Origin of the sequence: Nocardia sp. NPDC058244, from assembly GCF_042882065.1 — a bacterium.
In the GTDB taxonomy this organism is placed as follows: Bacteria; Actinomycetota; Actinomycetes; order Mycobacteriales; family Mycobacteriaceae; genus Nocardia.
This window is the reverse complement of sequence record NZ_JBHVWX010000001.1, coordinates 634609-658805: the sequence shown is the minus strand read 5'-3', so window position 1 is coordinate 658805 and position 24197 is coordinate 634609. Positions and strand designations below refer to the sequence as shown.

26 protein-coding genes are annotated in these 24197 nt (G+C 68.1%); 16 read left to right on the top strand and 10 right to left on the bottom strand.

Annotated features, from left to right (window positions below):
- The first annotated feature begins 13 nt into the window (after nt 1–13).
- The 6 genes from ACFVW6_RS03180 to ACFVW6_RS03155 all read left to right on the top strand — a co-directional run bounded on the left by ACFVW6_RS03180 (nt 14) and on the right by ACFVW6_RS03155 (nt 4336).
- Nucleotides 14–1471 (top strand): alanine/glycine:cation symporter family protein, encoded by a 1458-nt coding sequence (locus ACFVW6_RS03180; RefSeq protein WP_378823988.1) that lies wholly within the window; start codon nt 14–16, stop codon nt 1469–1471.
- A gap of 15 nt (nt 1472–1486) precedes the next feature.
- Nucleotides 1487–2332, top strand: a complete 846-nt coding sequence (locus ACFVW6_RS03175; protein ID WP_378823990.1) for a polyphosphate kinase 2 family protein — start codon at nt 1487–1489, stop codon at nt 2330–2332.
- Between the two features lie 73 nt (nt 2333–2405).
- Entirely contained in the window at nt 2406–3158 is a 753-nt protein-coding gene (locus ACFVW6_RS03170; RefSeq protein ID WP_378823991.1) for a DsbA family protein, read from the top strand.
- Complete coding sequence (locus ACFVW6_RS03165; protein ID WP_218722026.1) at nt 3155–3721, top strand: vitamin K epoxide reductase family protein; 567 nt, start codon at nt 3155–3157, stop codon at nt 3719–3721. Before ACFVW6_RS03170 ends, ACFVW6_RS03165 begins: the two co-directional genes overlap by 4 nt.
- Nucleotides 3722–3743: 22 nt before the next feature.
- Nucleotides 3744–4043: a hypothetical protein gene (locus ACFVW6_RS03160; RefSeq protein WP_378823992.1), complete on the top strand. Its 300-nt coding sequence runs from the start codon at nt 3744–3746 to the stop codon at nt 4041–4043.
- 11 nt (nt 4044–4054) lie between these two features.
- Nucleotides 4055–4336, top strand: a complete 282-nt coding sequence (locus tag ACFVW6_RS03155; RefSeq protein WP_378823993.1) for a hypothetical protein — start codon at nt 4055–4057, stop codon at nt 4334–4336.
- Here ACFVW6_RS03155 and ACFVW6_RS03150 read toward each other — a convergent pair.
- Nucleotides 4333–5418: a S1C family serine protease gene (locus ACFVW6_RS03150; RefSeq protein WP_378823994.1), complete on the bottom strand. Its 1086-nt coding sequence runs from the start codon at nt 5416–5418 to the stop codon at nt 4333–4335. The genes ACFVW6_RS03155 and ACFVW6_RS03150 overlap by 4 nt on opposite strands.
- A 116-nt stretch (nt 5419–5534) precedes the next feature.
- Here ACFVW6_RS03150 and ACFVW6_RS03145 point away from each other — a divergent pair, with 116 nt between their 5' ends.
- Genes ACFVW6_RS03145 through ACFVW6_RS03135 form a run of 3 tightly spaced genes read left to right on the top strand, consistent with a single transcriptional unit; the run spans nt 5535 to nt 8568 of the window.
- On the top strand, nt 5535–6587 hold the full coding sequence (locus ACFVW6_RS03145) for an NAD(P)-dependent alcohol dehydrogenase (RefSeq protein ID WP_378823995.1): 1053 nt from the start codon (nt 5535–5537) through the stop codon (nt 6585–6587).
- Between the two features lie 51 nt (nt 6588–6638).
- Nucleotides 6639–7829: an AI-2E family transporter gene (locus tag ACFVW6_RS03140; protein WP_365008533.1), complete on the top strand. Its 1191-nt coding sequence runs from the start codon at nt 6639–6641 to the stop codon at nt 7827–7829.
- Nucleotides 7830–7836: 7 nt separating this feature from the next.
- The gene (locus tag ACFVW6_RS03135; RefSeq protein WP_378823997.1) at nt 7837–8568 is read left to right on the top strand and encodes a ZIP family metal transporter; all 732 of its coding nucleotides are present in this window, start codon (nt 7837–7839) and stop codon (nt 8566–8568) included.
- Here ACFVW6_RS03135 and ACFVW6_RS03130 read toward each other — a convergent pair.
- The 3 genes from ACFVW6_RS03130 to ACFVW6_RS03120 are packed head-to-tail and all read right to left on the bottom strand — an operon-like array spanning nt 8562 to nt 10834.
- A complete protein-coding gene (locus ACFVW6_RS03130) occupies nt 8562–9125 on the bottom strand; it encodes a TetR/AcrR family transcriptional regulator (protein ID WP_378823998.1) in 564 nt (187 codons plus the stop codon). The genes ACFVW6_RS03135 and ACFVW6_RS03130 overlap by 7 nt on opposite strands.
- Nucleotides 9125–9544, bottom strand: coding sequence for a VOC family protein (locus tag ACFVW6_RS03125; RefSeq protein ID WP_378823999.1), 420 nt, complete (start codon nt 9542–9544; stop codon nt 9125–9127). The genes ACFVW6_RS03130 and ACFVW6_RS03125 overlap by 1 nt, the downstream gene beginning before the upstream one ends.
- 39 nt (nt 9545–9583) lie before the next feature.
- Nucleotides 9584–10834 (bottom strand): hypothetical protein, encoded by a 1251-nt coding sequence (locus tag ACFVW6_RS03120; protein WP_378824000.1) that lies wholly within the window; start codon nt 10832–10834, stop codon nt 9584–9586.
- A 9-nt stretch (nt 10835–10843) separates the two neighbouring features.
- On the opposite strand from ACFVW6_RS03120, the gene ACFVW6_RS03115 reads away from it, so the two are divergent.
- From ACFVW6_RS03115 to ACFVW6_RS03095, 5 genes are all read left to right on the top strand, one after another.
- Nucleotides 10844–11383 (top strand): TetR/AcrR family transcriptional regulator, encoded by a 540-nt coding sequence (locus tag ACFVW6_RS03115; protein ID WP_378824001.1) that lies wholly within the window; start codon nt 10844–10846, stop codon nt 11381–11383.
- Between the two features lie 255 nt (nt 11384–11638).
- Nucleotides 11639–11938, top strand: a complete 300-nt coding sequence (locus ACFVW6_RS03110; RefSeq protein ID WP_378824002.1) for a WXG100 family type VII secretion target — start codon at nt 11639–11641, stop codon at nt 11936–11938.
- On the top strand, nt 11938–12240 hold the full coding sequence (locus ACFVW6_RS03105) for a WXG100 family type VII secretion target (RefSeq protein WP_378824003.1): 303 nt from the start codon (nt 11938–11940) through the stop codon (nt 12238–12240). Before ACFVW6_RS03110 ends, ACFVW6_RS03105 begins: the two co-directional genes overlap by 1 nt.
- A gap of 59 nt (nt 12241–12299) precedes the next feature.
- Nucleotides 12300–13577, top strand: coding sequence for a hypothetical protein (locus tag ACFVW6_RS03100; protein ID WP_378824004.1), 1278 nt, complete (start codon nt 12300–12302; stop codon nt 13575–13577).
- Nucleotides 13578–13597: 20 nt separating this feature from the next.
- Nucleotides 13598–14038, top strand: a complete 441-nt coding sequence (locus ACFVW6_RS03095) for a hypothetical protein (protein WP_378824005.1) — start codon at nt 13598–13600, stop codon at nt 14036–14038.
- A gap of 61 nt (nt 14039–14099) precedes the next feature.
- Here ACFVW6_RS03095 and metE read toward each other — a convergent pair whose 3' ends face one another.
- From metE to aceA, 3 genes are all read right to left on the bottom strand, one after another.
- The gene (gene metE, locus ACFVW6_RS03090) at nt 14100–16427 is read right to left on the bottom strand and encodes a 5-methyltetrahydropteroyltriglutamate--homocysteine S-methyltransferase (protein ID WP_378824006.1); all 2328 of its coding nucleotides are present in this window, start codon (nt 16425–16427) and stop codon (nt 14100–14102) included.
- Nucleotides 16428–16654: 227 nt separating this feature from the next.
- Complete coding sequence (locus tag ACFVW6_RS03085) at nt 16655–17524, bottom strand: 3-hydroxybutyryl-CoA dehydrogenase (RefSeq protein WP_218722035.1); 870 nt, start codon at nt 17522–17524, stop codon at nt 16655–16657.
- A 160-nt stretch (nt 17525–17684) separates the two neighbouring features.
- Complete coding sequence (aceA, locus tag ACFVW6_RS03080; protein WP_355274148.1) at nt 17685–18974, bottom strand: isocitrate lyase; 1290 nt, start codon at nt 18972–18974, stop codon at nt 17685–17687.
- Nucleotides 18975–19478: 504 nt separating this feature from the next.
- Here aceA and ACFVW6_RS03075 point away from each other — a divergent pair.
- Complete coding sequence (locus ACFVW6_RS03075) at nt 19479–20639, top strand: lipase family protein (RefSeq protein ID WP_378824008.1); 1161 nt, start codon at nt 19479–19481, stop codon at nt 20637–20639.
- 65 nt (nt 20640–20704) lie between these two features.
- Here ACFVW6_RS03075 and ACFVW6_RS03070 read toward each other — a convergent pair whose 3' ends face one another.
- A complete protein-coding gene (locus tag ACFVW6_RS03070) occupies nt 20705–21541 on the bottom strand; it encodes an alpha/beta fold hydrolase (RefSeq protein WP_378824009.1) in 837 nt (278 codons plus the stop codon).
- 70 nt (nt 21542–21611) lie between these two features.
- On the opposite strand from ACFVW6_RS03070, the gene ACFVW6_RS03065 reads away from it, so the two are divergent.
- Nucleotides 21612–22049 carry a MarR family winged helix-turn-helix transcriptional regulator gene (locus ACFVW6_RS03065; protein WP_378824010.1) on the top strand — a complete coding sequence of 146 codons (438 nt, stop codon included), beginning with the start codon at nt 21612–21614 and terminating at the stop codon, nt 22047–22049.
- Between the two features lie 158 nt (nt 22050–22207).
- Here ACFVW6_RS03065 and puuE read toward each other — a convergent pair whose 3' ends face one another.
- Nucleotides 22208–23113 (bottom strand): allantoinase PuuE, encoded by a 906-nt coding sequence (gene puuE / locus ACFVW6_RS03060; protein WP_378824011.1) that lies wholly within the window; start codon nt 23111–23113, stop codon nt 22208–22210.
- Nucleotides 23110–24087, bottom strand: coding sequence for an allantoicase (alc, locus tag ACFVW6_RS03055; RefSeq protein ID WP_378824012.1), 978 nt, complete (start codon nt 24085–24087; stop codon nt 23110–23112). The genes puuE and alc overlap by 4 nt, the downstream gene beginning before the upstream one ends.
- Nucleotides 24088–24197 lie beyond the last annotated feature (110 nt).

The following is a 24197-nucleotide window of genomic DNA, read 5'->3' as shown; positions in this document are numbered from 1 at the left end:
TAGCCTTCGCCGCATGGACACGCTGAACTCGGTCGTCGTCGATGTCAACGACGTGTTCTGGAACTGGCTGCTGATCCCGCTGGTGATCGCGGCCGGGCTGTACTTCACCGTGCGCAGCGGTGTCGTGCAGTTGCGGATGCTGCCGGAGATGCTGCGGGTGGTCGCCGAGAAGGGGCAGCCCGCCGCCGACGGCAAGAAGTCGGTGTCGGCGTTCGGCGCGTTCAGTATCTCGGCGGCGGCGCGGGTCGGCACCGGCAATATCGCCGGCGTCGCCACCGCGATCAGTGTCGGCGGACCGGGCGCGGTGTTCTGGATGTGGGCGATGGCGACCCTCGGCGCCGCGTCGGCCTTCGTCGAATCCACGCTCGCCCAGCTGTACAAGCGACCGGAGCACGAGCCGGGCACCTTCCGTGGCGGGCCCGCCTACTACATGGAGTACGGGCTGCGGCGGCGCTGGCAGGGCCTTATCTTCGCGGTCATCATCACGGTGACCTTCGGTTTCGTGTTCAACGCCGTGCAGTCCAACACCATCGTGGCGACCACGCGGGCATCGCTGTCGGGCCTGGACGGCGACTGGTTCCCGCTCGCGGTCGGGCTCGCGCTGATCATCCTGCTCGGCGTGGTGATCTTCGGCGGGGTGCGCCGGATCAGCCACATCACCGAGGTACTCGTGCCGATCATGGCGGTCGTGTACCTGCTGCTCGGCATCGCGGTGGTGGCGCTGAACATCGACGATCTGCCGCGGGTGCTCGCCGATATCGTCGGCGGCGCGTTCGGCCTGCGCGAGGTGGTCGGCGGCGGGATCGGCGCCGCCATCGCGCAGGGCATCCGGCGCGGCATGTTCTCCAACGAGGCGGGCCTGGGCTCCTCGCCGAACGCGGCGGCCGCCGCCGACGTCTCGCATCCGGTGAAGCAGGGGCTGGTGCAGTCGCTCGGCGTCTACTTCGACACCCTGCTGATCTGCTCGATCACCGCGTTCATCATCCTGACCAGCGATCCCGACCTGTCCGAGCGGCGCAGCGCCGACCTCACCCAGAGCGCGCTGCAGCACAGCCTCGGCACCTGGGCCGGGCACGTGCTGACCGCGGTGGTGTTCCTGCTCGCGTTCAGCTCGATGATCGGCAATTTCTACTACGGCCGGGCCAATATCGAGTTCATCACCGACCGGCCGCAGATGCTCACCGCGTTCCGGGTGGCCGTGCTGGTGGCCGTGTTCGGCGGCGCGCTCGGCTCGGTGAGCCTGATCTGGAACCTGGCCGATGTGTTCATGGGCGTGATGGCGCTGGTCAACCTGGCCGCCATCATCCCGCTCGGTGTCGTCGCGTTCCGGCTGCTGGCCGACTACCGCGCGCAGCAGGCGGCGGGCGCCGACCCGGTGTACGTGCACCGGCCCGAGATCGCCGACCCGGCCGGGGTGGCCTGCTGGCAGGCAACGATTGCGTCGAGCTTGCCGGTCGATCGCGCGCAGTAGTGGTAGGCATGGGAAATGGCGAAACACTGGGCCGAACCCGTCACCACCGCGCTGCGGGCCGACGGCCAGCGGATCATCGACCTCGACACCTCGGCGACGCCGGGATTCACCGGTGACAAGGCCCGCGGCAAGGAGCTGCTGACCGAGCGCGCCGCCGTGCTCTCGGACCTGCAGGAGAAGCTGTTCGCGCACGGCCGCACCGGCGGCAAGCACAGCGTGCTGCTGGTCCTGCAGGGCATGGACACCGCGGGCAAGGGCGGCATCGTGCGCCACGTGATCGGCTCGGTCGACCCGCAGGGCGTCGACCACGCGTCCTTCGGGGTGCCGACCGAGGAGGAGAAGCAGCACGACTTCCTCTGGCGCATCCGCAAGCGCCTGCCCGCGCACGGCCAGATCGGCGTGTTCGACCGCTCGCACTACGAGGACGTGCTGGTCGTGCGCGTGCACGACCTGGTGCCGCAGTCCGAATGGGAGCAGCGCTACGGCCTGATCAACGCCTTCGAACACGAGGTCGCCGACGCCGGGACCACCATCGTGAAGGTGGCCATGTTCGTCTCGCTCGAGGAGCAGAAGCGCAGGCTCCGCGAGCGGCTGGAACGCCCCGACAAGTACTGGAAGTTCAATCCCGCCGACATCACCGAACGCGGCTACTGGCCCGAGTACCAGAAGGCCTACCAGGCGGTGCTGGAACGCACCAACACCGATTACGCGCCGTGGTACGTGCTGCCCGCCGACCACAAGTGGTACGCGCGCCTCGCGGTGACCGAATTGCTGATCGACGCGCTGAACGGCCTGAAACTGGATTGGCCGCCCGCCGATTTCGATGTCGCCGAGCAGCTGCGCAGGCTCGACGCGTCCTGATCGGATCGTTGAAGAAACTCTCAGGTTCGGCCCGCATGATGTCCCCGGTGGGGAGACCACGAACGAAAGGCGTGTGACAACGGTGAGCACGGGCAAGCAGAATCCGCTGGCGGCGGCCGAAGCAGCCGACAGGAAGCGCAAGATCGCGATCCAGGTCGGCGTCGCCGCCGTCCTGGTGGCTCTGGTGGCGGCGATCGGCATCGGCATCGCCGTCAAGCAGTCCGACACCGACAGCAGCACCACATCGGCGGCCCAGCTGCCCGCGACCGGCGGTTCGGTGACCGACTCCGGCGCGGTGCGCATCGGCAACCCGGACGCCAAGGTGAAGGTTCGCGTCGTGGCCGACCTTCAGTGCCCGGCCTGCAAGCAGTTCGAGGCCGCCAACGGCGAGGCGCTGGCGCAGGCCGCGGCCGACGGCACCGCCGTGATCGACTACCAGATCATCTCGTTCCTCGATCGCGCGTCCACCACGCAGTACTCCTCGCGCGCGGCCAACGCCTCGTTCTGCGTGGCGAAGTCGGACCCGAGCAAGTACCAGACCTGGCTGCAGACCATGTTCGCCAAGCAGCCCGCCGAGGGCACCGCCGGGCTCAGCAACGAGCAGCTGATCCAGATCGCGACCGAGGTGGGCTACACCGATCCCGCGGTGGCCACCTGCATCAATGACAAGCCGTACAACGACTACATCACCCAGGTCACCCAGGAGACCCTGAACAGCGGCGTGCAGTCGACGCCGTCGGTGTTCGTCAACGGGCAGCTCATCCAGTCCGACGCCCTCTTCACCGAGAACGGCATGGCGTCCGTGATCGCCGACGCGGCCAAGTGATCACCGCCCCCGCCCGCTCGGCGTGGCTGCTGCTGATCGCCGGGCTGGCGGGGTGGCTGGCCTCGTTCACGCTGACCGTCGAACGCTTCAAGCTGTTCGTCGACCCGAACTACGTCACCTCGTGCAGCATCAATTCGGTGCTCTCGTGCGGGTCGATCATGAAGACCGACCAGGCCGCGGTCTTCGGTTTCCCCAACCCGCTGTTCGGCATCGTCGGTTTCTCGGTGGTGGTGACCCTCGGCGTCCTCGCCGTCGTCGGCGTCGGCTTCCCCCGCTGGATCTGGGGCGGCCTCTGGCTCGGCACCGTCCTCGGCGTCGCCGCCATCTGCTGGCTCATCTTCCAAAGCCTCTACCGCATCAACGCCCTGTGCCCGTACTGCATGGTCGTCTGGGCGGTCACCCCCCTCCTGTTCGCCGTCACCACCCAGGAAACCTGGGGCCGCTCCCGCGGCATCATGGCCATCCTCGCCGAATGGCGCTGGACCCTCGTCGTCGTCTTCTACGCCGTAGTCCTCCTCCTCGTCTTCCTGAAGTTCCAGGACTACTGGCTGAGCCTGGTGTGAACCGGCCCCCTGGATCGCAGCGATGACCATCGACTCGAAACCCGCCGACCGGCTGGAGTACTGGCGGGGCGCGACGCTGGCGACAGCGGGCGCGATGGTCATCGGGGTGACCTTGTTCGGGGCGCTCGCCGCGTTGTCCGATCGTCGGCATCCCGACCTGGCTCCGGGTGCGCCCGGCCTTGTCTCGATCGTCGTTCTGACGCTGTGCGTGCTCGCGGCCGCGATCATCGCCGTCCGCAGGTCACCGCGACTGCTCGGGGTCGCCACCGGGGTGTTCGCCGCCGCGATGGTGATCGGCCTCGCCGGCTTGGTCCTGCGGTGACCGCGTCCGGCATGAAGCGATCCGCGGTGTTCGGACCCGAAAGCTTCCTGGCGACGCTCGCCGGATTCGCGTGTATCTCGTTGCCGTATCTCGACATGACGTTCCGGCAGGCGTGGTGGCTGATCGTGCTGCCGCCGGTGGTCGGGATCATCGCGCTGGCGCTCGGCGGGGACGCTTCTCCCCTGCGGTTGTCGTTGCAGCGCGTGGGTGTGGGGCTGCTGGTCGCTTTCGCCGGGTTCGTGCTGTCGGTGGCCGGGTTGCTCGGGGCGATCGGGATCGCTTCGCTGGTCTAGTTCGGGGTGCCTTCGGCGAGGACTACGTCGATGGTGCGGGTGGTGCCGTCGGGGGCGGTGATGTCGAGGCGGATGCGGTCGGCGGGTTTGCGGGTGTTGATCGCGGAGCTGAGGGCTCGGGCGGTGGTGATGGGGCGGCCGTCGAGGGCGGTGATGATGTCGCCGGTGGTGATGCCTGCGGCGCGGGCGGGTTGGCCGTAGAAGGCCCAGTTGACCTGGGCGCCCGCGGGTTTCGCGTCGACGACCTGGACGCCGAGGGTGGCGGTGGGGCCGATGTGGACGGTCTCGGTGGGGGTGCCGGAGCGGATCTGGGCGACCACCCGCATGGCCGTGTCGATCGGGACCGCGTAGCCGTTGGCCTGCTTCGGCGGCTCGCCGCCCGGACGCTCGCCGGAGGCCGCGGTGATCACGCCGACGACCGCGCCCGAACTGTCGGCCAGCGCGCCGCCGGACTGCCCGCCGACCACCGGCGCGGCGATCTGCACCATGCCGCGCAGCGATTTGCGGGTCAGGTCGGCGGAGTTCATCGCGACGATGCTCGCGTCCAGGTCGGTGATCGGCCCGGCGACCGAGGTGGGTGCGCCACCGTCGCCGCCCGCGTCGCCGATGGCCAGTACGTCCTGGCGGATCCGCAGCTCGGCCGATGACCCGAGCCGGGCGGTCGGCAGGCCGGACGCCCCTGCCAGCGACAACAGCGCGATATCGGCGGTCGAGTCGTACCCGAGCACGGTGGCCGCGTAGACCAGCCCGTTCCCGATATCGGTCACCGAGACCTCCTCGGCGCCTTTGATCACGTGATGGCTGGTCAGGATCTGACCGTCGGGGGTGAGCACGATCCCGGAGCCGGCGGCGGTGGTCCCGAACACCGCGGCGTCGACGGAGATATTGACCAGCACAGGCTGCACCTGGGCCGCGACCAGCGCCGGGTCCAGCGGCACCTGCGGCGGCGCCTGCACGACCGCGACATAGTCCTGCGCGTGCGGTTTCCAAGGAAGTACCAGGTCACCGCGGTATCCCAGGAAAGCGCACACGCCGATCAGCGCGACGACCAGCGTCGCGAACACCCGTCCGACAGCGTGCACGCGCCCGTCCTCTCTCGCGAGCCGACACCTCCATTGTGACCCCGATACACAGTCATCCGGTATCGATCCGGCCGCGCCTGTTGGCAAACGACGCATGCGGCGGTAGGCATGACTCCATGAGTACCGCAGCCGCCTACGCCCTCCCCGCCCCCGACGGGTCCTTCGAGAAGGTCACGATCGAGCGCCGTGAACTCGGCCCCGACGACGTCCTGATCGACATCAAGTACGCGGGTATCTGCCATTCCGACATCCACACCGCCCGCGACGAGTGGGGCGGCAGCAAGTACCCGTGCGTGCCCGGCCACGAGATCGCCGGCATCGTCGCGGCCACCGGCTCGGCCGTGCGCAAGTACAAGGTGGGCGACCGGGTCGGCGTCGGCTGCCTGGTGAACTCCTGCGGCAAGTGCGTGCCGTGCCTGGCCGGCGAGGAGCAGTACTGCACCAACGGCGCCACCTGGACCTACAACACCCCGGTCCCGGAGTCCGTGCAGCCCGGCGGGTACACGATGGGCGGATACGCGACCCAGATCGTGGTCGGCGAGAGCTTCGTCGTCGCCATTCCCGAGGGCATCGGCCTCGATGTCGCCGCGCCGCTGCTGTGCGCGGGCATCACCCTGTACTCGCCGCTGCGGCACTGGAACGCCGGGCCGGGCAAGAAGGTCGCGATCATCGGCATGGGCGGGCTCGGGCACGTCGGGGTGAAGATCGCGGCGGCGCTCGGCGCCGAGGTGACGGTGCTGAGCCAGTCGCTGCGCAAGCGTGACGACGGCCTGCGGATGGGCGCGCACCACTACTACGCCACCAGCGACCGGGAGACCTTCCGCCAGCTGCGCGGCTCGTTCGACCTGATCATCAACACCGTCTCGGCGAATCTGCCGATCGACCACTACCTGCGCCTGCTCGCGCTCGACGGCACCCTGGTGATCCTGGGCCTGCCCGATCAGCCGATGAGCGTCACCGGTCGCAACCTGGCCGCGTTCCGCCGGTCGCTGGCCGGTTCGATGATCGGCGGTGTCGCGCAGACCCAGGAGATGCTGAATTTCTGCGCCGCGCACGGCATCGGCGCGGAGATCGAGCTGATCTCGGCCGACGAGATCGATTCCGCCTACGAGCGCGTCGTCGCCAGCGACGTCCAGTACCGCTTCGTCATCGATACCGCGACCATCTGAGCCCCGCGCGCCAGCGCGCGGAAATCGGCGCGTCCTCGGTACCGTGACGTGGTGGCCGACGACGAATCGACTTCTGGTCCCGCCGCACCGGCGACCGGCCCCGCGCTGCCCGCGTTCTGGACGGTCCGCACGCCGCCGCGCTGGCTGCCGCGGTCACTGCTCTACGCCGCGCTCGCCGTCGCCGGGCTGATCGCGGCGTTCTGGATCCTCGGCAAACTGCAGGGCCTGCTGACCGTGCTGCTGGTCTCGCTGTTCCTGGCGTTCGCGATCGAACCCGCGGTGAATTGGCTTGCCGCCCGCGGTGTTCGGCGCGGCGCGGGCACCGGCGCGGTGTTCGGGGTGCTGCTGCTGGTGATCGTCGCGTTCGTGTGGACGCTGGGCGCGCTGCTGATCAGCCAGGTGACGATGCTGGTCGCCAACGCGCCCGGCTATGTGCAGGACGTGGTCGACTGGATCAACAAGACCTTCGACCAGGATCTCTCCGGCGACGATCTGACCAAGTACGCCTCGGAGTGGAGCTCGACGATCGAGGGCTACCTGGTCGGGCTGGCCGGAAACGTCTGGGGCATCGGCACCGTCGCGATCGGCGCGATCTTCCAGCTGCTCGGCGTCTTGCTGTTCACCTTCTACTTCGCCGCCGACGGCCCGCGCTTCCGCACCTGGGTGTGCTCGCTGCTGCCGCCCAGGCAGCAGAAGCACGTGCTGCGGGCGTGGGACATCGCGGTCGAGAAGACCGGCGGCTACATCTATTCGCGCGCGCTGCTGGCGCTGTGTTCGGCGATCGCCCACTATGTCGCGCTGCGGGTGCTCGATGTGCCGTCGGCGTTCGCGCTCGCGCTGTGGGTCGGCGTGGTCTCGCAGTTCATCCCGACCGTCGGCACCTATCTGGCCGGCGCGCTGCCGGTGCTGGTCGCGCTGGTGCACGATCCGATCAGCGCGCTGTGGATCCTGCTGTTCATCGTCGGCTACCAGCAGTTCGAGAACTACGTGCTGCAACCACGGATCACCGCGACCACCCTGGACATGCATCCGGCAGTGGCCTTCGGCGCGGTGATCGCGGGCGCGGCGCTGCTCGGGCCGACGGGCGCGCTGCTGGCCATCCCGGTGACCGCGACGATGCAGGGTTTCGCTGGCGCCTATGTGCGGCGCTACGAGGTCGCCGAGGACGCCGAGACCCCGGCGCCGCCGAAGAAGAAGCGCAAGTCCAAGCAGCCGGAACCCACCGACCAGGCCGAGGAGTAGGCCGGCCATGGCGATCCTGCTGTCCCTGGTGTCGATGCTGTCGACGCTGTTCGGCGGCTTCGTCGCCATGCGGATCGGCGACCGCAGGCACCTGGTGCTGGGGCTGGCCGCGGGCGTCATGCTCGGGCTGGTCGCCTTCGACCTGATCCCGGAGGCGCTCGAACAGTCCTCGGGCGAGGTGTACGGCGTGCCGGTGGTGCTGATCGCGGCGGTGGCCGGGTTCCTCAGCATCCACATCATCGAGCGCGCGGTCGCGATCCACACCGGCCACGAGAGTGAATTCGGCTCGCACCATCACGGATTCGAGTCGGTCGGGTTGCTCGCCGCGGCGGGCCTGATCTTCCACAGCACCCTGGACGGTTTCGGCATCGGGATCGGCTATCAGGCGGGCGCGACGGTCGGCATGTCGGTCGCGATCGCGGTGATCTGCCACGACTTCGCCGACGGCTTCAACACGTTCACCATCCCGACGCTGTACGGCAACGCCCGCAAACGTGCCCTCACCCTGCTCGGGCTGGACGCCATCGCCCCGGTCGTCGGCGCGATTCTCGGCACCCTGATCCACGTGCCCGAAGAGTGGATCGGCCTGTACCTCGGCTATTTCGCCGGTTTCCTGCTCTACCTGGCCACCGCCGACATCCTCCCCGAGGCGCACGCCGAGCATCCGTCCCGGCTGACCCTGCTGAGCACCGTCACCGGCGTCGCCGCGATGTTCGGCGTCGCCGCGATCAGTCACTGAACCAGGCGCACAACGGCGTCCACCGAGGACTCGACCAGGGCATCGTCGAGCGGCAGGTGACCGAACAGCGCGCGGAAGTAGATCGGCGCGGCCACCACGTCGAGGACGAAGTCGAGGTCGATGCCCGGGTCGACCTCGCCGCGCGCCATGCCCGCGCGCAGGGCGGCCGCGGTGCTCGCCCGGCGCGGTTCGAAGACCGTCGCCAGGAAGTGCGCGCGCAGCTCGGGGTCGTTGGCGAGGTCGGCGACCAGCGCGGGCAGTACCCGATCGAGCGAGGTGTCGCGCAGCGCCGCGACCAGATCACGCAGGGCCACGGTGAGATCCGCGCGCAGGTCGCCGGTGTCGGGGGTCGGGCGCACCCCCAGCGCGTCGGCCACCACCGCGACCACCAGGTGCCGCTTCGACGGCCAGCGCCGGTAGATCGCGGGCCGGTGGATCCCCGACCTGGTCGCCACCTCGCCGATGGACAGGTCGGCATAGCCGTTGTCGTCGAGCACCTCTCGGGTCGCGGCGAGTACCGCGGTGTCGATCCGGTCCTCGCGCGCGCGGCCCGGCATCAGAACACCGGCCGCGGCACGAGCATGACGATCCAGCCGTCGGGATCGGGAAAGGCCATGCCGCCGTTGGCCGCCCAGTACGGGTTCTCGGCCGGGACCGGTTCCGCGCCGAACTCGCCGAGCCGGCGCACCGCGTCGAACATCGCGGACTCACCGTCGAAGTAGAGCACCAGCAAGTTCTCGGCGCTCGGCGCGGCGCCGGGACTGCCGTCGACGTGGGTGGTGAATTCGAGGTGGTAGTCGGTGCCGGGCAGGCCGAGCATCACCCCGTCGTAGCCCGCGTGGTTCTCGAAGCGGTACAGCTCGCGCAGCCCCAGCCCGTCGACGTAGAAGCGCACCACCTCGTCGAGCCGGTCCGTCGGGCGGGCGATCCGGACCTGCGCGACACGCAGGGAATCCGGCCAGGTCGAGGTGTCCATGCCAAAACAGTACAGTACGTACCGTAATGAAACCAGGGTTCAGGTCAGGTCGTGCAGCAGCTCGGTGAGGGTCAGGCGGAGCTTGTCCATGCGGGAGCGGCTGTAGCGGGCGGTGTCGTATTCGAGCTGGAGGGTGAGGCGGCCCGCGATGGTGAAGACGGTGAGCTTCGGCGGCATGGCCGGGCCCATGGCGAAGACGTCGTCACGCAGGAAGGCGAGGTCGTCGGGGAACGAATGTGGCCGCAGGCGGCCGATATTGGAGACGGCCAGTGTCGGCGGGGCCGCCAGCAGGGCGGCGGTGAACTCGTCGGCGACCCGCTGGACGGCGAGCGGGAAACGGGCGGGTTCGCGACGATCCAGTCCGGCGCGCAAGCCGTCGTCGACCAGCCGGGCCAGTTCGAGCGGACCGGCGTCGCCCGCCGCGCGCACGAGCAGACCGGAGCCCGAGGCGTAGTTGACCATGGTCTCCACCGGCACCGGCGGCCGTACCGCGCCGCGCACATCGGCCGCGTAACCGAAGAACAGCGGCAGCGGGCCCGGCTCCGCGAACCGGGTGCGGACGGCGGCCAAGGCCGCGCCGCTGACCACACTGTTCACCGAAACCCCCTGCTCGCGAGCCACTGCCACGAGGTGGGCGGTCGCCTCGGCGGTCAGCTCGATGCGCTGCATGGCGAATCGGCCCAACGGGTCGGCGCCCGCGCCGTCGCCGTCGCGGGGCAGCATGCGCGGGGCGTCGCCGGGCCCCATCGTCGTCGCGCGCGCCCGCAGGTCGTCCAGCCACGCCTCCGCGTCGGCCGCCGTCACCACCTCGGCCAACCGGGTGTCCATCGCGGCGGGCAGCCACTGGTCCGGATCCGCCTGCGGCACAGCACCTCCGGTCACGTGCGCGGTGTAGTGCCGCCACAGCCGATCCAGCAGCGCGAATCCCGATCTGCCGTCGGCGATGCCGTGATGAACGACGAGCACGATCTGCTGCCGCACCCCGGCTCGCAGCAGGTACGCGCGGAACAGCCCATCGCGCCAGTCCTGCGGCGTGTTGAGCAGCGCGAGGTACTCGGCCTCGTCGCCATCGAGCACATCGAAGCGGGGACGGAAACCGTCGTCACGAACGAGGTGGCCGTCCACCACCCGGCTGCGCAACAGCGGGTGCGCGGCGGCGAGCTCGTCGAGCACCCGGCGCAGGACCGCGAGGTCCAGCGTGCCGTAGACGGTGGTGCCGAGGAACAGCGGCATGCCCGCGGTGGGCACGGTGCCGAGCGTGGTGCCGGTGCCGAAGTAGGTGGATTCCATCGTGCCCGGGTGGGAACCCGAGAAGATCTGCTCGACGCGGCCAAGCGCTGCCTCGCCGAACGCGGCTACGCCCGCACCACCGTGCGCGATATCGTCGCCGCCTCCGGCACCAACCTGGCGGCCATCAACTACCACTTCGGCACCCGCGACAAGCTGCTGCAACAGGCGATGCTGGAGTCCAGCGCCGCCGCGGTGCAGCACATCCTGGACTCACTGCCCGCCGACGACCCGGCCGACCCCACCGCCCGGCTCGAGGACTTCTGGCAGCGCCTGATCACCTCGTTCACCGAGGACCGCGCGCTCTGGCAGGCCAACGCCGAATGCCTCAACCAGGCCCTGCACTCCCCCGAACTGCGCGCCGAACTGGCCACCGCCCAGGAACTCGCCCGCACCGGCCTGTCCCAGGCCTTCGGCACCGACAGCGCCATCGGCGCGGTCCTGCAGACGATGATCGGCGGCCTGCTCCTGCAATGGCTGATCGACCCCGACCACGCCCCCACCCCCACCCAGCTCACCGCGGGCGTCCAGGCCCTGCTCCCCCGGACATGACGATGGTCGCACCGGATTCCGGTGCACCCATTCGGCATTCGTCCCATTCCGCGACGGCTCCGGACTCGGCGGCCAGTGCCCGCCTGCACGCAGTGGATCGCCTGTGCCTACCGCCATGTTCGTGGTACCACCCTCAACCATTGACCTACCTTGTCTGTTGCAGCCCCATCCTCGCCGCGTATAGGCTCGCTTCGATGGCGTGAGGTTGGGGGACGCGTGGCGGGTGAGAGCGATACGCCTGGAACAGTTTTCGCGATGGTTCCAGCCGAGGTGAGCGATGCCGGTGTCTATATCCAGCAGGTCGCGGAGTCGCTGATCAACGGACTCGGCACGCTTGACCGCGAGGTATCGACCGTCCTGGACAACTGGAGCGGTGCGGCAGCGGAGGCATTCGAGGACGGCTGGACTGAGACCAAAAAGGGTGCCACAGACGTACTGAACGCGCTCACAACGATGGGCGAACTACTGGGCACTGCCAGCAAAACCGTTGTTGGCCAAGATATCTCTAACTCAGATGCTTTGAGCTCGCTCAACCTACCGCAATTGAACATGTGATGGCCGACGACTCCCGCGACTTCACCTTCGACATCGATGAGTTGGACCAGCTGATCAGCCGCGCCAATGGATTCATCGGCTTCCTCACCGAAAGCCTCGACGCCATCAACGACCGAGTCGCCGCCATGCAGCAGAACTGGCAGGGGACCGCCGCGGACGCTCAAGAGCAAGCCTACCGAGAATGGGTTACCGGGGCTGCAACGGTATTTGAAGGACTCACCCAGATGTACAACGCCACGGTCACCGCCCGTGACGCCTACAGTGCTGCAGCGGCAGCCAACCTGAGAATGAGCGGTGGCTGACTTCCATGGGGGCAATTTCGCCGCAGTCCTACGAAAGCGCGGCCACGGCATGCTACGACTTGTCGAAGAAATTCCAAACCGTCTACACAACGCCGCAAACCGTACTCTTGGAAACAAATGCGATGGCCGGCGGCTACGCAGCGGTCAAGGCGTGGTCGAAATCCTACGACGACCGTGCTGCCGCGTTGACAATGGTCGCGACCAACTTCGCGCGAGCACTGCAACATTACGGAGACATACTGACCGCGTCCAGTTACAACTGGAAGTCCGCAGAACACACAGCCAACCGCGACCCCAACAAAGGCGCCCCACCGTCAGCGCCAACCGGCATCCCGACCGAACTCCCCTACGGCGCGGGAACAGTAGTCGGTATCGCGTCATCAGGAGCCTACACCAACGGACTTCAGACAGACTGGACGGAGCTGCAGGACAAGGTCACAACCCTTGTCACCGGGGGCCAAGTTCCGGACGGAGATACCGACAAGCTCGCACGCGCAGCAACAATGTGGAAGACCTTCGCCAATTCAGACCCTCTTGAATATGGCGTGGCACGACTTCTAACCGTTTCCTCCGGGCTGGAACAAGGCTTCGGCACCAAAGTCCCAGAAGACATCCCGAACCATACGGCCAATCTTCGCAAGCTCGCCGAGAAACTCCGCGAGATCCGCACCGCCTCCCAAGACATCGCCAACGCAGTCGAAGCCCACAACACAGCCTTGACGAAAATGCGTTCGGATATCAATACTCAGTTCGCGGCGGTGGTTACCGTCACCGCGATATCAATCGGGCGTTCGGCGGTAGACGTCAAAGAGCAACCAGCGAAGGAAAAGGCGCCGAGCAAGCAGCAGTCGCCCAACGAAAACAAAGTCGAGATAGACATCGACTTCCTCAACGACGCCGCCTGGGCCATAGCCGGGCCCGCCAACACATTCCTCACCACCCTCAGCACCCTCAGCTTCTCCACGGCCGAGCTACTAAACGGCGACCTACTGACCATCGTCGGGTTGGAGATTGTGATAAACTCCCCCGATGACGGCACCCTCGGCGGAGATGACCCCGTCACACAGGACGCCGCAAGAAAAATTGCTGAACATGCGAATGGGCGCGCGCAACAAGGAGATGGGACACACTACGTCTCCGGCGTTTCAGCAACAGGTTTGGCCGAGTACGTGCGCAAAGTTCTCGATGGCGAAATAGCAACCGAGCAGAGATATCTCAGAAATGGCCGGACTGCATACTGGGATAATGAAAGGGGTGCGCTGATAATCGAGGACCCACCCGCCGGAACCGTATTCACGCCGACAGATGGCAAAGATGCATTCGATGATCTCAAATAGAAACAAGGATATCGATAAAAATGCAATCCGGCTCCAATTTCACCATTGATGCACCGACCTTCGAGGTTATTTACCAGCTCACAAAAGAGATTCCCAACTTCCGCAAACCTCTAATGTCCGAGCCAGGTTGGACATCTGAAATCGAGAAGTTTCTATTAGATGTCGTGCGCTCAGTACCCAGGGATCTCGATCCGACGTCATGGGTAAGAATCGCGATCGTCGAGGGCACCGGGACCTTCCCCGCACAGCCGCCCAGGCCGGAGCTGCCACTGGCGGCAGGCGAGGAGGCGGTTCGAGACGTTCCCAGGCAGGTCAGTGCGCTGTGGCCACGCCTTCTCGATGTCGTATGGGCAAAATTGGGCCCGTTGGAAGCTCGCTACCGTACCGGCTACCGCGAACCTGAAATAACCGGCGCTTTAGCGACCTTCACCGCAGGGATCAATTCGGCTTTGGAAAGCTGAACAAGTCGCACACAACGAACGGGCGCACCGGAAACCCGGTGCGCCCGTTGATAGTTCGCGGTTACTCCGCAGCCGCGGCGGATTCCCCTTCGGCGGCCAGGGTGCGACGGCGCACGCGGCGGGCGGCGGCGACCATGTTGCGCAGCGAGGGCTCGAGCTGCCAGTAGTGGCGGGTCTTCAGGCCGCCGTCGGGGTTGGCCCAGAGTCGTTGCGGGGTCACCGCTTCGGCGGCCTGGGTGAGCAGTTCGTCGAGCTCGTCGATGTCGGGGATGCGGGCCGAGCGGCTCTCGTAGACGCCGGGGCCGACGCCGTGGCTGAGGCCGTGGCCGGTGGCGGCGTCCTCGGTGAGGGCCTGCATCACCCATTCGATCGAGCGGGTGGCCACGATCGCGGTGACGTCGGCGTCGAGCTGCTCGATCGCGTCGACCACCTCGGTGCGGCCGGAGTAGCCGATGTGGGTGTGGATCTGGGTCTCGGCCCGCACACCGGAGGTGGCCAGCTTGAAGGCGCCGACCGCCCAGCGCAGGTACTCCTCGCGGCCCTGCGGGCGCGGCGGCAGCAGCTCGCGGATGGCGGGCTCGTCGACCTGGATGATCGCGATGCCCGCCTTCTCCAGGTCGACCACCTCGTCGCGGATGGCCAGGGCCACCTGGTCGGCCGTCTCGTAGAGCGGCTGGTCCTGGCGCACGAACGAGCGGGCCAGCATCGTCACCGGGCCGGTGACCATGCCCTTGACCGGCTTGTCGGTCAGCGACTGGGCGTAGGTGGTCCAGTCGACCGACATCGGCGCCGGCCGCGACACGTCGCCGTAGACGATCGGCGGGCGCACGCAGCGCGAGCCGTACACCTGCACCCAGCCGAAGCGGGTGGTGGCGAAGCCGTCGAGCTGCTCGGCGAAGAACTGGATCATGTCGTTGCGCTCGTGCTCACCGTGCACGAACACATCGAGGCCGATGTCCTCCTGGAGCCGGATCGTCGCCTCGATCTCGGCCTCGACCTGCTTGCGGTAGTCCTGCTCGGACAGCCTGCCCTGGGCCACCTCGTGGCGGGCCTGGCGCAGCTTGCCGCTCTGCGGAAACGAGCCGAGCGTGGTCGCGGGCACCACCGGCAGGTTCAGCCGTTCCTGCTGGGCGGCGCGGCGCTCGATGTAGGGCTCGCGCTCACGCATCTCCGGGGTCACCGCGTACACGCGCTGACGCACGGCGTGCTTCTGCTTGAAGTGCACCTCGGTCGGGCGCTTGCGCCAGTTGTCCGACGGGCCCTCGGTGAGCGCCTTGGCCAGCGAGACCACCTCGCCCACCTTCTGCTTGGCGAAGGCGAGCCGGTCGGCGACATTGCCGTCGATGTCGTACTCGGCGAGCACGTCGTAGGGCACGTGCAGCAGCGTGGTTCCGGTCGACACCACCAGGTCGGGGCAGACCTCGGCGATCGAGTTCAGGTAGTTCAACGTGACGAAACGATCGGCACGCCAGACATTGGTGCCGCCGATGACACCGGCGTACAGCCGCTTGCGCTTGATCCCCGGGATCGCGGCCAGCTCCTCCGGCGTCATCCGGTAGGACGCCAGGTCCAGGCCGATCGCCTCGACATTGCTCGCGGCCAGGATGCGCAGCGCCTCACCGAAATCGCCGTACTGGCCGGTGACCAGGATGCGCGGGCGCAGCGGGGCCTTGGCCAGCCGCTGGTAGGCCTTGTCGAAGGCGGCCAGCTCGGCGGCCGAACGCTCGCCGGTGAAGCAGGGTTCGTCGAGCTGCACGCAGGTCGAGCCGCGCTTGGCGAGGATCTCGAACAGTTCCTCGTAGAACGGCAGCAGCTTGTCGAGCAGGCTCAGCGAGTCGAACTCGGTCTCGCCCGGCACGTGACCGGCCTTGGACAGCAGCAGCAGCGACACCGGGCCGAGCACGACCGGGCGCAGCTCGATCCCGCGCGCGATCGCCCGGTCCCACTCGTCGAGCAGGGCCTCGGGGTGCAGCGAGAACGTGGTGTCGGCGTCGAGTTCGGGCTGGCGGTAGTGGTAGTTGGTGCCGAAGAAACGCACCAGCTCCAGCGGCGGCAGGTCCGGGTTGCCGCGGGCCATCAGGAAGTAGAAGTCCAGGGGGTGCATGCCCTCCTGGTGCTCCTTGAACCGCGACGGCACGGCGCCGAACAGCAGCGCGTTGTCCAGGATGTGGTCGTAGAAGGAGAAGGTGTTGCCGGGGACCTGGGTCAGCCCGGTCGCGGCCAGCTCGTTGAACTGGCGCTCCTGGATGTCACGGCCTACCGCGAGCAGTTCCTCGCGCTCCAGCGATCCGCGCCAGTACGCCTCGAGCGCACGCTTGAGCTCGCGGTGCGGACCGATCCTCGGGTATCCGAGAACGCTCGACCCGAATCCATCGGTGACGTTGACCATGACCGGGATACTCCCTTTCGATCACCTGCGCGGTCACCCGGACGCTCGCCGGTCCCCGCGCATTGCTGCGCTCGACATATCGCCGGGCCGCGCTGGCGCGTCCGGCTACAGCAGCTTAGGCCGCGAGCGCGACCCTTCGCTGTTCCCCCTGCAAACACCCCCGAAATGGCCGAAGGCCACCGTCATCGGGTCGTTGGTGATGACGGTGGCCTCCGGGGAGCAAACCCCTACTTGCCGTACTGGTAGAAGCCGGCGCCGGTCTTCTTGCCCAGCAGGCCCGCCTCGACCATCCGCATCAGCAGCGGCGGAGCCGAGTACAGCGGCTCCTTGAACTCGGCGTACATCGAGTCCGCGATCGACTTCACGGTGTCCAGGCCGACCAGGTCGGTCAGCGCCAGCGGGCCCATCGGGTGGGCACAGCCGAGCACCATCGCCTTGTCGACGTCTTCCTTGGTGGCGAAGCCCGACTCGACCATCCGGATGGCCGAGAGCAGGTACGGCACCAGCAGCGCGTTGACGACGAAGCCGGAGCGGTCGGCCGAGCGGACGACCTGCTTGCCCAGGATGTCGGCGGCGAACTGCTCGGCGCGCTTGGCGACCGGCTCGCTGGTCTTGAGGGTGGTGACCAGCTCGACCAGCGGCAGCACCGGCACCGGGTTGAAGAAGTGCAGGCCGACCACGCGCTCGGGGTTCGCCGTGGCGACCGCGATCTTCATGATCGGGATGGAGGAGGTGTTGGAGGCGAGCACGGCGTCGGGGTCGGTGACGACCTTGTCCAGCTCGCTGAAGATGGCCGTCTTGACCTCTTCGTTCTCGACAACGGCTTCCACGACCAGCTGACGGTCGGCGAAGTCGCCGAGATCGGAGGTGAAGCGCAGCCGCCAGGCCGCCTGCTCCCGCTCGCGCTCGGTGATCTTGCCGCTGCTCACGCCACGGTCCAGCGAGCGCAGGATCCGAGCGCGGCCCGCAGCGGCGAGTTCGCGACTGGTCTCGTAGACGAGGACGTCGACGTGCGCGCGTGCGCACACTTCCGCGATGCCCGCGCCCATTTGTCCGGCGCCGATGATGCCGACGCGCTGAATCTTCTCGCTGCTCACGTCCCGCTCCTGCTGTGTGTCTGGCTCTGGGGTGGCTGGGGTGGTCATGACGACCAAGTTATAGGGATGCCCTCCCACGCCGGGGCTGTTCGGCGTGGGAGGGCGTACACCCCTACCGAGGTAGAGGAATGGTGTTGCTAGTCAAAGCAACCCCGGCGGATCAGTGGAACTGACCCTCTTCGGTGGAGCCCTTCAGGGCAGCCGTCGAGGTGTTCGGGTCCACGGTGGTGGCGATGGTGTCGAAGTAGCCGGCACCGACCTCACGCTGGTGCTTCACGGCGGTGAAGCCACGCTCGGCGGCAGCCTTGAACTCGCGCTCCTGCAGGTCGACGAACGAGGTCATGCCGTCGCGGGCGTAGCCGTACGCCAGGTCGAACATGCCGTAGTTCAGCGAGTGGAAGCCGGCCAGGGTGATGAACTGGAACTTGAAGCCCATCGCGCCGAGCTCACGCTGGAACTTCGCGATGGTCGCGTCGTCCAGGTGCGCCTTCCAGTTGAACGAAGGCGAGCAGTTGTAGGCCAGCAGCTGGTCCGGGAACTCGCTGCGGACGGCCTCGGCGAACTTGCGCGCGACCTCGAGGTCCGGCACGCCGGTCTCCATCCAGATGAGGTCGGAGTACGGGGCGTAGGCCTTGGCACGCGCGATGCAGGGCTCGATGCCGTTCTTCACACCGAAGAAGCCCTCGGCGGTACGGGTGCCGTCCAGGAACTCACGGTCGCGCTCGTCCACGTCGGTGGTGAGCAGGGTGGCGGCCTCGGCGTCGGTGCGGGCGATGATCACCGACGGCACGCCGGCGACGTCGGCGGCCAGGCGCGCGGAGGTCAGGGTGCGGATGTGCTGCTGGGTGGGGATCAGCACCTTGCCACCGAGGTGGCCGCACTTCTTCTCCGACGCCAGCTGGTCCTCCCAGTGGACACCGGCGGCACCAGCGGCGATCATCGCCTTCTGCAGCTCGTAGGCGTTCAGCGCGCCACCGAAGCCGGCCTCGGCGTCGGCCACGATCGGGGCCAGCCAGTTGGCGACCGAGTTGTCACCCTCGACCTTGGAGATCTCGTCGGCGCGCAGCAGCGCGTTGTTGATGCGACGGACCACCGACGGGACCGAGTTCGCCGGGTACAGCGACTGGTCGGGGTAGGTGTGGCCGGACAGGTTCGCGTCACCGGCGACCTGCCAACCCGACAGGTAGATGGCCTTCAGGCCGGCGCGGACCTGCTGCACGGCCTGGTTGCCGGTGAGGGCACCGAGGGAGTTGATGTAGTCCTCGTTGTTGACGAGGTCCCACAGGATCTCGGCACCACGACGGGCGAGGGTGTGCTCCTCGACGACGTTGCCCTGCAGGGCGACGACCTGCTCGGCGGTGTAGTTGCGGGTGATGCCCTTCCAACGGGGGTTGGTGTCCCAGTCGTTCTGGATCTCCGCAGCGGTCTTCGGGGTGCCGACAGTCGACATCTCTGACTCCACTTCCTCGGTGTGGTCGGTGCTCCTACGGTCCAGCCGTGAAACAACCGGCGGCTTAACGCTTTCGGTTGCGCGACTCGTACTGCTGAAGCAATTTGCAGGCTTGCTAGGACTAGCTAGGGCCTGAGGGGTGTACTTCCACACGATGGCACACCAGGAAATAGCCGTCTACCTGTTGCTTATGTGAATCTCAGCTAGGTTTGCCGCCGCGTTTGCTAACTTTGCGAAATTTGCGGGCTAATTGCAAGCACCCATCCTACCGACCGGTAGCGCTGACCAGGAGTTTTAGCATAACGCCCGTACTGTTAGCGCTGCCCGCCCGGGCACTGCCCGACACGCCCAACTCTCGCACCCTGTGACCTGTTTCACACACCACGCCGGGCAGGAATGGTGTGCGTGTCGTCACTGAATCGCCCGACATCGCCGCCCACCCCGGAAATGGGGGCAGCGCGCGCAGTCCTGGACACTCGTCCGCGAAGACGAGAGGGTGACCCCATGAGGATTTCGAGGATCGCGGCGACGTCGAAGGTCGCGCTGGCGGTGGTCGCGGCGACGGCCGCGGTGAGTCTGGTGCCGACGGCGGCGGGCGCACAGCCGGAACAGCGGGCCGGGAGTGTCGTCGGCGTCGAGACGCTGTCCGCCGCGGCGACGCTGCCCGGTGCGGCGCGGGCCGAGCGGCTGATCTACCGCTCGACGACGGCGGGCGACCAGCCGACCACCACCAGCGCGGCCGTGTACCTTCCGGCGGGCGCGGCGCCTGCGGGTGGGTGGCCGGTGATCGCGTGGGCGCACGGCACCGTCGGCCTCGGGGACGACTGCGCGTACAGCGTGGCCGGGCCCGCCGCGGTCGAGCGCGACTGGGCCTACCTCGGCACCTGGCTGAACCAGGGGTACGCGGTCGTGGCGGCCGATTACGCGGGCCTGGGTGGCCCGGGAGCGCATCCGTACCTGAACGGCGTGGTGGAGGCGCACAACGTGGTCGACGCGGTGCACGCGGCCACCGCGCAGTACCCGGCGCTGTCGAACAAGTGGGCCGTGGTCGGCCAGTCCCAGGGCGGCGGCGCCGCGGTGTTCACCGCCCGCTACGCCACCGAGTTCGGCGGCCCCGCCCTCGACTATCGCGGCGCGGTCGGCACCGGCGTGCCCGCCTACATCGAGGACGTCATCCAGCTGCTCGGCCCCGGCATGCCACCGATGGCGCTCAGCGCGCACCTGTCGGCGTACGTGCTCTACATCCTCAACGGCCTGCGCACCACGTTCCCCGACCTCGGCATCGACGGCCTGCTCACCGACTCCGGCCGCGCGTGGGTCGCGCGCGCCGAGACCGGCTGCATCGGCCCGCTCGGCGACGAGCTCGCCGCCGCGAAGCCCAGCCTCGGCAGCCTCTTCGCCCGTCCGATGTCATCGATCCCCGACGCGCACGGCCTGCTCTCGCGCTACATGGGCCTGCCCGAATCCGGCTACGACCGGCCCGTGTTCCTCGGCCAGGGCCTACGCGACACCGATGTCGTCACCCCCGAGACCCTGCGCTTCGCCGCCGTCCTCACCGCGAACCGCCAGCCGGTCACCGTCCGCGCCTACCCCACCGACCACGACGGCACGGTCAACGCCTCCCTCGTCGACTCCCTCCCGTTCGTCCGCGCCCTCTTCGCCTGAGCACGAGACCCGGCCCCACCGTTCAGGGCCGGGGCCTCGCCCAGCACCAGACCCAGCCCTGCCGTTCAGGGCCGGGCCTCGGCCAGCACCGCGCGTACGACCGCGGCGTACGCGGCCGGGTGGGTGAGGTTGCCATTGTGGCCGCCGGGGAATTCGACCAGCGGCGTGACGCGCAGGTCTGCCAGTTCCCGTGCGCATTTGTGGTCGAAGACGTGGTGCGCGGTGGTACGCCCGGTCGCGGGGACGATGCGCGTCGGCGAGTCATGGAGTGCGGCGACGTCGATGTGGTCGGCCCGGACGGCGGTGAAGTCGTGGTTGAGGAAGTACTCGAAGTTGCGTGCGCGGTCGGCATCGATCGGCGCCAACCGCACGCCCGGTTCGACCTCCTGATTCGCCGGATCGATGCCGAGGGTGCGCACCATCGGCGCCAGTGCCGCCCGCCAGCCCTGCTCGCGGAAGACCTCCTGACATTCGGCCAGCTCCGCGAGGTGATGGGCGCGCTCGGTCGCGGCTAGCAGCCATGGACTCACCGGCTCGTGGGCGATCAGTGTGCTCAGCTGTCCCGGATGGGTGACCGCCAGGTGCAGGCCGATCGACGCACCCATGCTGCAACCGAGCATCACCACCGGCGCGTCGGTGAGCGCGGCCAGCAGCCGGTGCGCGTCGTCGGCGTGGGTGGCGATCGATGCGCCCGGCGTGCCGTGGATCCGGCTGCGCGAAAGTCCGCGCCGGTCGTAGGTGATGACGGTGAAGTCCGCTTCCAGTTCCCGCACCAGCGCCTCGCTGCGCCGCGCGTCCCCCTCACCGCTCTGCGAGATCAGCAGCGTCGGTCCGCGACCGCGCACCTCGTAGTACAGCTCGGCGTCCGGAACCAGCAGCGTGTCGGCGTGAATCATGCTCATGTCGTCCACCGTAATTCATCAAATTTGATTCATCAATCCTGATGCATCAACTGTGATGTATCTTGGCGGCATGGATGGAGTCGAACTGTTCCTGCTCGGGCGGACGCTGATGAAGATCGGCGAGGAGGCCCTGCCCACCGAGGGCCTCGGCAGCGGTCACCGGCCGGTGCTCGTCGTCACCAGCGACATCGTCGCCCATCCGGACAGCACCGTCGGCGAGATCGCGCGCCGCACCGGACTCCCGCAGAGCGCGGTGTCCACGGCCGTGGCCCGGCTCGAGGAAGCGGGCTCGATCACCACCGACACCGATCCGCGCGACCGCCGCCGCACCGTCATCCGCCCGGCCGCGCGAATCTCCGCCCGGGTCGCGCAGATCCGCGCCTCCACGATCGACGCCGCCGTCACCGCAGCGCTCCCCACGGACGACCCGGCCGCGGCCGCCGAGGTGCTCAACGCCCTCGACATCCTCGCCCGGCACTTGCGCCCGAGAGCTACTGCAGCACAATAGAAAAGGCGCGCCCCGAGTTCGCTACTGCAGCGCGATAGAACCGGCACACCCCGAGTTCGCTACCGCAGCGAAACAGAACCGGCCTGCCCCCGAGTTCGCTACCGCAGCGCGACAAAAGAACGGCCGCGCCCCCGAATTCGAGAGCGCGGCCGCACTTCTCACACCAGCGGCGAATGAACCTTGCGCCAGTGTTCGGCGATATCGATCCGCCGGGCGACCCAGACCCCGTCATGCGCTTGAACGTGATCGAGGAACCGTTCCAGCGCCGCGGTCCGCGCGGGACGACCAGCGAGACGGCAGTGCAACCCGATCGACAGCATCTTCGGACTGCCCTCGGCCCCTTCGCGATACAGCACGTCGAACGCGTCGCGCAGGTGCGCGAAGAACTCGTCGCCGTTGGCGAAGCCGGCCGGGGAGGCGTAGCGCATGTCGTTGGTGTCGAGGGTGTACGGGACGACCAGGTGGTTCTGGCCGCGCACCTCGGTCCAGTACGGCAGATCGTCGGCGTAGGAGTCGGAGTCGTAGACGAAACCGCCGTGCTCGACCACCAGTTCCCTGGTGCTCGGCGAATCGCGCCCGGTGTACCAGCCCAGCGGTGCCGCGCCGGTCAGCTCGGTGAGCACGCGCACCGCCTCGGCCATGTCGGCGCGCTCGATATCGCGATCGATGAGCTGGTAGGACTTCCATTGCAGCCCGTGACAGGCGATCTCGTGGCCGAGTTCCCGGAAGGCCGCCACCGCTTCGGGATTGCGCTGCATGGCCCGCGCCACCGCGAAGACGGTGAGCGGCAGGCCGCGCCGCTCGAAGGCGCGCAGCACCCGCCACAGCCCGGCGCGGGAACCGTACTCGTAGAGCGATTCCATGCTCATGTGCCGGTTCGGGAACGCCTCGGCCGGGGTCATCTCGGAGAGGAACGTCTCCGAGTGCGGTGACCCGTCGAGGACGTTGTTCTCCCCGCCCTCTTCGTAATTCAGCACGAACTGCACGGCCACCCGCGCGCCGTCGGGCCACTGCGGGTCCGGTGGATTCGGCCCGTAGCCGACGAAGTCCCGGATATCGCTCATGCGCCCAGCTCCCCGAAGAGCCGCAGCCGCGCGAGGCCGCCGTCGGGATAGATGTCGAGGCGCACCTCCTCCACCGAGGCGGCGGCCGGGGCGAGCGCGAAGCGATGCCTGGTATCGGGCAGCAGGTCGGTGCGCGGCAGCAGTTCGACCTGGGTGCCGTCGTTGGTGAAGCCGGTGAGCGCGGCGGCACCGGGGCTGTTGCCGAGGAAGCAGGAGGTGTCGATCTCGGCGAGCCGGATCGCGCCGGGGCCCGCCAATCTGATGCGTACCCAGTCGTTTCCGTCGTCGCGGCGGCGGGCGGTTTCCCAGCCGTCGCCCATGACCCTGGCCAGGCCGGGGTAGAGCAGCTGGTTCGGTGAGCTGTAGAAGCGGTTGGAGCAGTCCAGGACCAGCGCGCCGTTCTCCAGCGCGGCCAGGTCGAGCGGACCGAGGCCGAGCAGCGCCGGGTCCGGCCTGCCCTCACCGTGTACGCGCAGCCGGGCGACGCCGCCGTCCGGGTGCATGGTGAGTTTCACGTGGGTCCAACGGTTCTCGTCGACGACGGCGAAGGGATTGCGGCTGTCGCCACCGACCTTGACCCGGTCGAGCAGGGTGACCCAGTCGGTGCGGACGGCGATCTCCTCGGCGGGCGGATAGCCCTCGATCGCCAGCGCCGACAGCGACACCTCGGGCGGGTAATTGCCCTTGAACCAGGCGGTGTCCACCACGACGCCGCGGATCACGCCCGGCACGCCGAGCCGCACGATGGCGCTGTCGTCGCCGGGCCTGCCCCGGTGCCGCCGGGTCTCCCAGCCGTCGTAGACCTGCCCCTTGTGCCCGAACGTGGCGGGCTGGTACTCCGACGGACCCGGGTTGACCAGGTTCTCCTTCTCCGCGAAGAACTCGTCGTTCGCCCAGATCACCGAACCACCGAGCGATCGAACCGCCAGGTCGGGGAGCAGCGTGAAATCGTCGCCGCCGAGGTGTGTGGTCACCGTTGCCTCCTATGCCTCAGGTGCTGCGGGCTCTCGCCCGCCATGGGGGTACTGCCTGTGCGTATCGCCGCGCTCGAATCAGCGTCGCGCCGCGGCCATCCGGTCGCGAC

Excerpts from the sequence above, each read along its gene's own strand:
- ACFVW6_RS03145 (WP_378823995.1), top strand. The coding sequence starts at position 5,535 with ATGAGTACCGCAGCCGCCTACGCCCTCCCCGCCCCCGACGGGTCCTTC.
- ACFVW6_RS03155 (WP_378823993.1), top strand. The coding sequence starts at position 4,055 with ATGAAGCGATCCGCGGTGTTCGGACCCGAAAGCTTCCTGGCGACGCTC.
- ACFVW6_RS03120 (WP_378824000.1), bottom strand. The coding sequence starts at position 10,834 with ATGGAATCCACCTACTTCGGCACCGGCACCACGCTCGGCACCGTGCCC.
- aceA (WP_355274148.1), bottom strand. The coding sequence starts at position 18,974 with ATGTCGACTGTCGGCACCCCGAAGACCGCTGCGGAGATCCAGAACGAC.
- ACFVW6_RS03095 (WP_378824005.1), top strand. The coding sequence starts at position 13,598 with ATGCAATCCGGCTCCAATTTCACCATTGATGCACCGACCTTCGAGGTT.
- ACFVW6_RS03130 (WP_378823998.1), bottom strand. The coding sequence starts at position 9,125 with ATGCCGGGCCGCGCGCGCGAGGACCGGATCGACACCGCGGTACTCGCC.
- metE (WP_378824006.1), bottom strand. The coding sequence starts at position 16,427 with ATGGTCAACGTCACCGATGGATTCGGGTCGAGCGTTCTCGGATACCCG.
- ACFVW6_RS03070 (WP_378824009.1), bottom strand. The coding sequence starts at position 21,541 with ATGAGCATGATTCACGCCGACACGCTGCTGGTTCCGGACGCCGAGCTG.
- ACFVW6_RS03075 (WP_378824008.1), top strand. The coding sequence starts at position 19,479 with ATGAGGATTTCGAGGATCGCGGCGACGTCGAAGGTCGCGCTGGCGGTG.
- ACFVW6_RS03125 (WP_378823999.1), bottom strand. The coding sequence starts at position 9,544 with ATGGACACCTCGACCTGGCCGGATTCCCTGCGTGTCGCGCAGGTCCGG.
- ACFVW6_RS03160 (WP_378823992.1), top strand. The coding sequence starts at position 3,744 with ATGACCATCGACTCGAAACCCGCCGACCGGCTGGAGTACTGGCGGGGC.
- ACFVW6_RS03175 (WP_378823990.1), top strand. The coding sequence starts at position 1,487 with ATGGCGAAACACTGGGCCGAACCCGTCACCACCGCGCTGCGGGCCGAC.
- ACFVW6_RS03135 (WP_378823997.1), top strand. The coding sequence starts at position 7,837 with ATGGCGATCCTGCTGTCCCTGGTGTCGATGCTGTCGACGCTGTTCGGC.
- ACFVW6_RS03105 (WP_378824003.1), top strand. The coding sequence starts at position 11,938 with ATGGCCGACGACTCCCGCGACTTCACCTTCGACATCGATGAGTTGGAC.
- ACFVW6_RS03110 (WP_378824002.1), top strand. The coding sequence starts at position 11,639 with ATGGTTCCAGCCGAGGTGAGCGATGCCGGTGTCTATATCCAGCAGGTC.
- ACFVW6_RS03180 (WP_378823988.1), top strand. The coding sequence starts at position 14 with ATGGACACGCTGAACTCGGTCGTCGTCGATGTCAACGACGTGTTCTGG.
- ACFVW6_RS03065 (WP_378824010.1), top strand. The coding sequence starts at position 21,612 with ATGGATGGAGTCGAACTGTTCCTGCTCGGGCGGACGCTGATGAAGATC.
- puuE (WP_378824011.1), bottom strand. The coding sequence starts at position 23,113 with ATGAGCGATATCCGGGACTTCGTCGGCTACGGGCCGAATCCACCGGAC.